We start from the raw sequence: 7,740 nt of genomic DNA on the forward strand, positions 1-7,740 counted from the left end.
TTTATGGAAAAAAATTCACTGTTACAAGAACTGCCTGAGAGTTCATGGCCACGAGAACGTTTAGTACGAGAAGGAGAACGTCATCTATCGGATCAGGAATTACTAGCAATTATTTTGCGAAATGGTTCCCGCCAACAAAATGTAATGGACTTAGCAGCGACTATTTTGAGAACTTATCCAACGCTCTATGATTTGAAACACACGACGTTGCAAGAGCTCCAGCAATTTAAAGGAATTGGGATAACTAAAGCAATCGAGTTAAAAGCCATGATGGAGTTCGGCTATCGGATCAATCGTTCGCTGCAGCCAAAGTTAGGAAAAATTCAGTCTAGTTTTACCTTAGGACAATTATTGATCAATGAATTAAAAGACCGCCCACAAGAGCATTTAGTGGCATTTTTTTTGAATACAAAAAATGAAATTATTTTACAAAAAACAATTTTTATCGGCTCATTGAATCAATCGATTGCTCATCCGCGTGAAATTTTTCGTGAAGCAGTTAGAATCAGTGCTGCAAGAGTAGCGCTTGGGCATAATCATCCTTCTGGAAATCCCACGCCTTCACAAAATGATTTAGATTTTACTGAAAGGGTACGTATGTGTGGTGAAATGATGGGAATTGAATTGTTAGACCACATCATTGTTGGAGAAACCAAATATTTCAGTTTGCGTGAAGAAAAGTACTTAAAGTAGTAGTTGAAAACCCTTGCGCGAATAATCGGTTCGGTGGTAAACTATAAATGTAATTTTGTTTGAGTTACGAGTTGGTATACAGATGTTTCCTTTTTCGTAGGCTAGCAATGTTACAACTATCAATAAGTGCTTACGCACGAGGAGGATTTTATTCATGGAAAACGGAACAGTAAAATGGTTTAACGCAGAAAAAGGTTTTGGCTTCATCACTCGCGAAGACGGCAGCGATGTATTCGTACATTTCTCAGCTATCCAAGGCGACGGCTTCAAAACTGTAGAAGAAGGACAAGCAGTAACTTTCGACGTTGAAGAAAGCGACCGCGGACCTCAAGCAACAAACGTTGTTAAACAATAAAAAACGACAAAGCCTTAGAGGACTTCTCTAAGGCTTTTTTTTGTGTATTAGTAAATTAATTTGTTTCGGTAACGGCTTTGAAGAAAAGATCTTCTTCTGAATGGTCCTCACTGTGATTGGCATGATTGATGGCTAAGGTCGCTTTGCCAATGCAATATTGCCAAAATAGATCATAGGCAAAGGTTTGACTTTTTTCTGGACAGATCTCAGCAAACATTTCACGAGTCACTTGTTTTACAGCTTGAATCGTTTCTGAATCTTGTAGGAAGAAACGGTAAAACTCATCGGGATAATCCAAAGCGTAATTCATGATCGTTTTTGACAAAGCTCTTAAAGATTGCGGCTCCTGGTCTTCTAAAAAGTCAGTGTACTTTATTAAAATACGGTTGATCAAAACAGACTTCAGTTCGGCTAGATTGGCGAATTCACGATATATCGGTTGAGTGGAGCAAGCAATGTGTTGAGCGATGTTACGAGCATGGAATTTTTTGAACCCTTCATCAATGATCAGTTGATAGGCACCATCAATGATGTGGCTTCTTTGCACGCGTTGTGTTCTTACCATAATTAATCTTCCCTTATCTAAATTTGAATTTTTAAAATAACCGATAATTAATATCAGCCATCTTTGCTATGTTTTATTGTGCAAATAAATTGAGGGTTTGTCAATTACAATTTTACTAATTCAACTAAAAATTCTGATTTATATTGCGGAAAAGCTAAAAACGTTTGTGAGCATAAAAATAATACATGTTATAAAAATGAAAATAAAAAAACAGCTACCTAGATTATAGATAGCTGTTCCGTTTAATCATCGAGTGTCATGATCATTGGTAAGATCATTGGATGACGTTCTGTTTGATCAAATAAGTAAGGTTGCAAGGCCGCAACCATTGCATTTTTTAATTTGGCTTCAGTACAGCCCGCTTCATTAAGGGCTTCACGTAAAGCATGGAATAAAATTCGTTGGCCTTCGTTGATCATATCACCAGATTCTCGCATATAGACGAAACCACGAGATAAAATATCTGGGCCAGCCAAGATTTCTTTCTTCTCGATATCCACTGTGGCTACAGTTAAGACTAAACCTTCTTCAGAAAGAATTCGACGGTCACGTAAAACAACGTTCCCGATATCTCCGATACCACTACCATCAACATAGACATCTGTTGCATTGAAATGTCCAGCGCGGCGAGCAGTGTCAGCAGTTAATGCCAATATATCTCCATTTTCCATAATAAAGCAATTATCTTCAGGGACACCTGTATCCTGGGCCAAACCGGCATGGATTTTTAACATCCGAAATTCCCCGTGGATCGGTACAAAGTATTTAGGCTTCATTAGTCGCAACATCAATTTTTGTTCTTGTTGACTACCGTGACCAGAAGTATGGATATTGTTCACTTTACCATGAATGACTTCCGCACCCGCTTCAGATAGCAAGTTGATCAAATGATTGACACTTGTTGTATTACCAGGAATCGGAGAACTTGAGAAGATCACCGTGTCATCTGGTTGAATTTGGATTTGACGGTGGGTACCATTTGCGATTCGTGAAAGAGCCGCCATTGGTTCCCCTTGAGAACCTGTACATAAGATCATCAATTCATTGGCCGGTAAATTATTGATTTCATGTGCATCAACAAAAGTACCATCCGGCACAGTGATATAACCTAATTTTTGACCATTGACGATCGCATTTTCCATACTGCGTCCGAAAACAGCGATTTTTCGACCGGTAGCAACTGCAGCAGTTGCTGCTTGTTGCAAACGAGAAATATTAGAAGCGAAGGTAGCAAAAATGATTCGACCTTCAATTTTTTCCATAATTCGCAAAATCGATTGTCCGATAGTTTGTTCAGACTTAGTAAAAGTCGGAACTTCCGCATTGGTACTATCCGAAAGCAAACATAGGACGCCTTCTTCACCAAGTTTTGCCATCCGATGTAAATTAGCAGGTTGACCAACAGGAGTGAAATCAAACTTGAAGTCTCCAGTTTCTACAATATTACCAGAAGGTGTTTTAACAACGACACCTAAAGGATCAGGAATACTGTGAGTGGTGCGGAAGAAACTGACAGATGTTTTACGGAAGCGGATCACTGAATCTTCATCGATTTCATGTAATTCGGCATCACGTAATAATCCGTGTTCATCCAATTTATTTTTGATCAAAGCTAAAGCTAAAGCTCCAGCATAAATCGGGATATTGGCTTGCTTCAATAAATAAGGCACACCACCGATATGATCTTCGTGACCATGAGTGATCACAAGGGCTTTGACTTTATTGATGTTTTGGACAACATAACTAAAATCGGGAATGACATAATCAATTCCTAGTAAATCATCTTCGGGAAATTTTATTCCGGCATCGATGATGATGATCTCATCTTGGAATTGAACCCCATACATATTTTTTCCGATTTCGCCCAATCCACCAATGGCAAAGACACCAGTTTCATTGTTTTTTAGCGAAAGTTTCATACTAGAACTCCGTTAACTTGAAGTCGGCATTTTCTTTTTCGTATTCTAAATGATTGCCTTCTAAAAGTTGGATATATTCCACGTTATATGGGGTATTATCGCGCAATAAATTGTGTACCATTTCTTCGTTTTCAGCTTCCACATATAAAGATTGTGTTTGCTCGCGTTTTGGGTTACGTTCTTTGGTTTCTTGATAATAAACTTTGTAAATCATGAATCTATCTCCTTTATTTGCATAATAGCAATTTTTTCCACGACAAAATGAGGGGCGGCTGCCACCTTTTTTTTATGCTCAATGGGTTAGCAGTGACTAATTCATTGAGAAGAAGCCTCGTCTTTGCTTCTTGCTTGAAAAAACAATTTCACCGTTCTTTGGGTTGTTCTTACAACAATTACTTGTAGTTTATCACAGAATAAATAAGAAGTATAGAAACTAGGAAGTGAAATGAGGATTCCTTAGAAATTTTCAGAAAGACTAAAAATCGGAATAAAAAAATCAATCTATGAACAGGCATTAGTATTTCATCTGTGCTATATTGAAATCATTACGTTATGGAAAGAGGCGAGAAAGAATGAAGTTGATGTTGCGCTATACATGGCGCTATAAAAAGTTATTGCTATTTGATTTCATCAGTGTGTTTGGATTTATTTTGATCGAGTTGGGATTGCCGACGATATTGGCGATGATGATCGATAAAGGAATCGGCAACAATGATTTTTCTTATATCCAAAAAATGGGGATTGTGATGATTGCGATTACGATCGTCGGAGTAGTGATGAGTATCTCATTGCGCTATTTTAGTTCTCAGATCACTTCTAGAATGGTTGCAGCGATCCGTGACGATCTGTTTGAAAAAATTCAAGGTTTCTCTCATTCAGAGTATGAACAGATCGGCGTATCCTCATTGATTACACGAACAACAAATGATGCGTATCAAATCATGTTGTTTATGCAAAATATCCTAACTACGGGTTTTATGACTCCAATGATGTTTGGGATGAGTTTATATTTGATCATGCGAACAAGTCCAGGTTTAGGTATTTATGTTTTGTTGGCGCTACCGATATTATTATTAGCTGTTTTGCTATTGGCAAAATATTCAGAGCCATTATCCACGAAGCAGCAAAAAAACTTAGACAATATCAATGGTATCTTGCGTGAGAACCTCTCAGGTTTACGCGTGATTCGAGCCTTCGTCAATGAAAAGTTTGAAGAGCTGCGTTTTCGGTTAGTCAACGATGCGTATACGAATAGTTCGAAGAGTTTGTTTCATTTAATGGCGGTCGCACAACCGGGCTTCTTCTTTCTGTTTAATATCGTGATGGTCTTGATTATTTGGAATGGGACGCTTCAAATTAGTGATGGAAACTTAGCAGTCGGAACACTGATTGCTTTCATTGAATATATTTTTCATGCTTTGTATTCGTTTATGCTCTTTGCTACGGTCTTTATGATGTATCCGCGCGCGAATGTTTCTGCTGAACGGATCCAAGAAGTTTTTGATATGGAACCATTGATAAAAAATGCACCGGGACAAGCGATTGCGCCACAAGAAACTAGTTCACTAGAATTTCGTGATGTGACCTTTGCTTATCCAGGACATGCAGAAAGTCCAGTGATTCGAAACGTTAGTTTTACCGCAGGGCCAGGTGAGACGGTTGCTTTTATTGGAAGTACTGGATCAGGAAAATCGACACTGATTCAATTGATTCCCCGTTTTTATGATGTGACGGAAGGTCAAGTTTTGGTCGATGGGAAAGATGTTCGCGATTATCAATTAAAAGATCTACGTGAAAAAATCGGGTATATCCCACAAAAAGCACAACTATTTACTGGGACGATCGCAGATAATTTACGTTACGGGAAAAAAGATGCGACCCAAGCAGAGATGGAGCGAGCAGTCGAAATCGCTCAGGCTACTGATTTTATTGCTCAAAAGCCAGATGGCTATGAAGAAAAATTAGCTGAAGGCGGAAGTAATTTTTCTGGCGGACAAAAACAACGGTTGGCGATCGCTCGTGCAGTGATTCGTCAACCAGAAATCTATATTTTTGATGATAGTTTTTCGGCATTGGATTATCAAACGGATGCTAGATTACGGGCACGGCTAAAAAAAGAAACGACAGACGCAGCTGTGTTGATCGTCGCTCAACGAGTGGGAACGATCATGCATGCGGATAAAATCATCGTCTTGAATGAAGGTGACGTTGTCGGCATCGGGACACATCGAGAATTATTGGAAAATTGTTCGATCTATTATGATATTGCCGCTTCACAATTATCGAAGGAGGAATTAGCATGAGAAAATACACTTCTTCTTTAAAACGGTTGATGCATTATATCAATCCTTACAAAAAAACGTTTATTCTGGTTTTGATTTTAGCAATCGGTACGTTGTTGTTAGGGACTTGGCTGCCGTACTTGACCGGTCTGCCGACGACCGAAGTCAGCAGAAATATCTCTCAAGGTGAAGCTGTCAATTTTGATTATGTCTTCAAATGGTTGGTCGTGATTGTGATCGTTGGGATTTTATATTGCATTACACAATTGGGAACAGGATGGTTGATGGCTAACGTTGTTCAATCAGCGATGCGTGACCTGCGTGAAGACATCGAAGCCAAGATCAATCGTCTACCGGTTTCTTATTTTGATCGCAATCAACAAGGAAATATTTTATCCCGAGTGACTAATGATGTGGATGCTGTCAGCAATGCGATGCAACAAGCTATCATCAAATCGATCAATGCGGTCTTAGGAATTTTATTAGCCGTTGGAATGATGTTTTACATCAATCCAACAATGGCGCTTTTTTCGATCATCATGATTCCATTATCAATCATTATTTCACGGAAAATCGTCCAAGTTTCGCAAAAAGATTTTCAAGGCATGCAGAACTCTTTAGGTGAACTGAATGGTTTTGTTCAAGAAAATATGACTGGTTTTAGTGTGTTGAAACTTTACGGACGGGAACAAGAAACGCTTGAGGGATTCAGTGAAGTCAATCATCAATTACGCCATTACGGATTCCGCGCAGCATTTGTTTCTAGTATGATGCAGCCGTTGGTGCAGTTGACGGCGTATGCTACTTATATTGCTATGGCAATTTTAGGTAGTTGGAATGTGATTCACGGCGTAATTTTAGTTGGGCAATTACAAGCGTTTATCCAATACATTTGGCAGGTCAGCCAACCGATGGGGGAAATCACACAGCTTTCTTCAATGATCCAAAGCGCGTCTGCTTCGGCAAAACGAGTATTTGAGATTTTGGATGAACCGGAAGAAACATTAAACGAACAAGATGTTCCACTTCCAGAACCTGTTCAAGGAAATGTTGTTTTTGATCATGTCCGCTTCGGTTATGATTCGAAAAAAACATTGATCAACGATTTGAATTTTGAAGTTAAGGCTGGCGAGACGGTAGCAATCGTTGGTCCCACGGGTGCTGGAAAAACTACGTTAATCAATTTGTTGATGCGTTTTTATGATATTGATAGTGGAAGAATTTTAATCGATGGTGTTAATACTCAAGAAATGGATCGTTCGGATGTTCGTTCACAGTTTGGGATGGTTTTACAAGATGCTTGGTTATATGAAGGGACGATTGCTGACAATATCCGTTTTGGTCGTTTAGATGCAACTGATTATGAAGTAGTAGATGCTGCCAAAACTGCGAACGTTGATCATTTTATTCGTACGATGCCAGGTGGGTACGAAATGGAAATCAATTCAGAAGGGGACAACGTCTCATTAGGTCAAAAACAATTATTAACGATTGCTAGGGCGATCATTTCAGATCCTAAAATTTTGATTTTAGATGAAGCAACCAGTTCTGTGGATACGCGTTTAGAAGGTTTGATCCAAAAAGCGATGGATCGAGTAATGGAGGGCCGTACAAGTTTCGTGATTGCTCATCGTTTATCCACGATCCGCGATGCTGATTTAATTTTGGTCATGCGAGATGGCGATATCATCGAACATGGAACACATGATGAATTGTTAGCGCAAGATGGTTTCTACGAACAATTGTATAATAGCCAATTTATGGAAGAAACAGAATAAATAGAAAAGGTATGAGCAAAGTGAAGTGCGCCCCCTAAGTTAGACCAAAAAATCTAACTTAGGGGGTTTTTTATGGTGAAATACGCGGATGCGTTCAAAAGACAAGTTGTTGAAGCTTATCGAAATGGCGAAGGTGGTTATGAAGCGT

7 protein-coding genes are annotated in these 7,740 nt (G+C 39.0%); 4 read left to right on the forward strand and 3 right to left on the reverse strand.

Annotation, left to right across the window (positions count from 1 at the left end):
• Positions 1–3: 3 nt before the first annotated feature.
• The gene (radC, locus tag ACKTSC_RS11810; protein WP_407857707.1) at positions 4–693 is read left to right on the forward strand and encodes a RadC family protein; all 690 of its coding nucleotides are present in this window, start codon (positions 4–6) and stop codon (positions 691–693) included.
• Between the two features lie 154 nt (positions 694–847).
• Complete coding sequence (locus ACKTSC_RS11815) at positions 848–1,048, forward strand: cold-shock protein (protein ID WP_407857708.1); 201 nt, start codon at positions 848–850, stop codon at positions 1,046–1,048.
• A 55-nt stretch (positions 1,049–1,103) separates the two neighbouring features.
• On the opposite strand, the gene ACKTSC_RS11820 is transcribed toward ACKTSC_RS11815, so the two are convergent.
• From ACKTSC_RS11820 to ACKTSC_RS11830, 3 genes are all read right to left on the reverse strand, one after another.
• Positions 1,104–1,613, reverse strand: a complete 510-nt coding sequence (locus tag ACKTSC_RS11820; protein WP_332580821.1) for a TetR/AcrR family transcriptional regulator — start codon at positions 1,611–1,613, stop codon at positions 1,104–1,106.
• 242 nt (positions 1,614–1,855) lie between these two features.
• Positions 1,856–3,532, reverse strand: a complete 1,677-nt coding sequence (gene rnjA, locus ACKTSC_RS11825; RefSeq protein ID WP_407857709.1) for a ribonuclease J1 — start codon at positions 3,530–3,532, stop codon at positions 1,856–1,858.
• 1 nt (position 3,533) lies between these two features.
• Positions 3,534–3,746, reverse strand: a complete 213-nt coding sequence (locus ACKTSC_RS11830; RefSeq protein ID WP_071857481.1) for a DNA-directed RNA polymerase subunit epsilon — start codon at positions 3,744–3,746, stop codon at positions 3,534–3,536.
• Between the two features lie 358 nt (positions 3,747–4,104).
• Between ACKTSC_RS11830 and ACKTSC_RS11835 the strand changes: the two genes are divergently transcribed.
• Both ACKTSC_RS11835 and ACKTSC_RS11840 read left to right on the forward strand, forming a co-directional pair.
• Positions 4,105–5,835 (forward strand): ABC transporter ATP-binding protein, encoded by a 1,731-nt coding sequence (locus ACKTSC_RS11835; RefSeq protein WP_407857710.1) that lies wholly within the window; start codon positions 4,105–4,107, stop codon positions 5,833–5,835.
• Positions 5,832–7,592 (forward strand): ABC transporter ATP-binding protein, encoded by a 1,761-nt coding sequence (locus ACKTSC_RS11840; RefSeq protein WP_407857711.1) that lies wholly within the window; start codon positions 5,832–5,834, stop codon positions 7,590–7,592. The genes ACKTSC_RS11835 and ACKTSC_RS11840 overlap by 4 nt, the downstream gene beginning before the upstream one ends.
• Positions 7,593–7,740: the final 148 nt, after the last annotated feature.

It is taken from the genome of Enterococcus hailinensis, from assembly GCF_045862035.1.
In the GTDB taxonomy this organism is placed as follows: Bacteria; Bacillota; Bacilli; order Lactobacillales; family Enterococcaceae; genus Enterococcus_A; species Enterococcus_A hailinensis.

Bases quoted from the DNA above. Each gene is read 5' to 3' on its own strand.
- rnjA (WP_407857709.1), bottom strand. From the start codon at position 3,532: ATGAAACTTTCGCTAAAAAACAATGAAACTGGTGTCTTTGCCATTGGT.
- radC (WP_407857707.1), top strand. From the start codon at position 4: ATGGAAAAAAATTCACTGTTACAAGAACTGCCTGAGAGTTCATGGCCA.
- ACKTSC_RS11840 (WP_407857711.1), top strand. From the start codon at position 5,832: ATGAGAAAATACACTTCTTCTTTAAAACGGTTGATGCATTATATCAAT.
- ACKTSC_RS11815 (WP_407857708.1), top strand. From the start codon at position 848: ATGGAAAACGGAACAGTAAAATGGTTTAACGCAGAAAAAGGTTTTGGC.
- ACKTSC_RS11830 (WP_071857481.1), bottom strand. From the start codon at position 3,746: ATGATTTACAAAGTTTATTATCAAGAAACCAAAGAACGTAACCCAAAA.
- ACKTSC_RS11820 (WP_332580821.1), bottom strand. From the start codon at position 1,613: ATGGTAAGAACACAACGCGTGCAAAGAAGCCACATCATTGATGGTGCC.
- ACKTSC_RS11835 (WP_407857710.1), top strand. From the start codon at position 4,105: ATGAAGTTGATGTTGCGCTATACATGGCGCTATAAAAAGTTATTGCTA.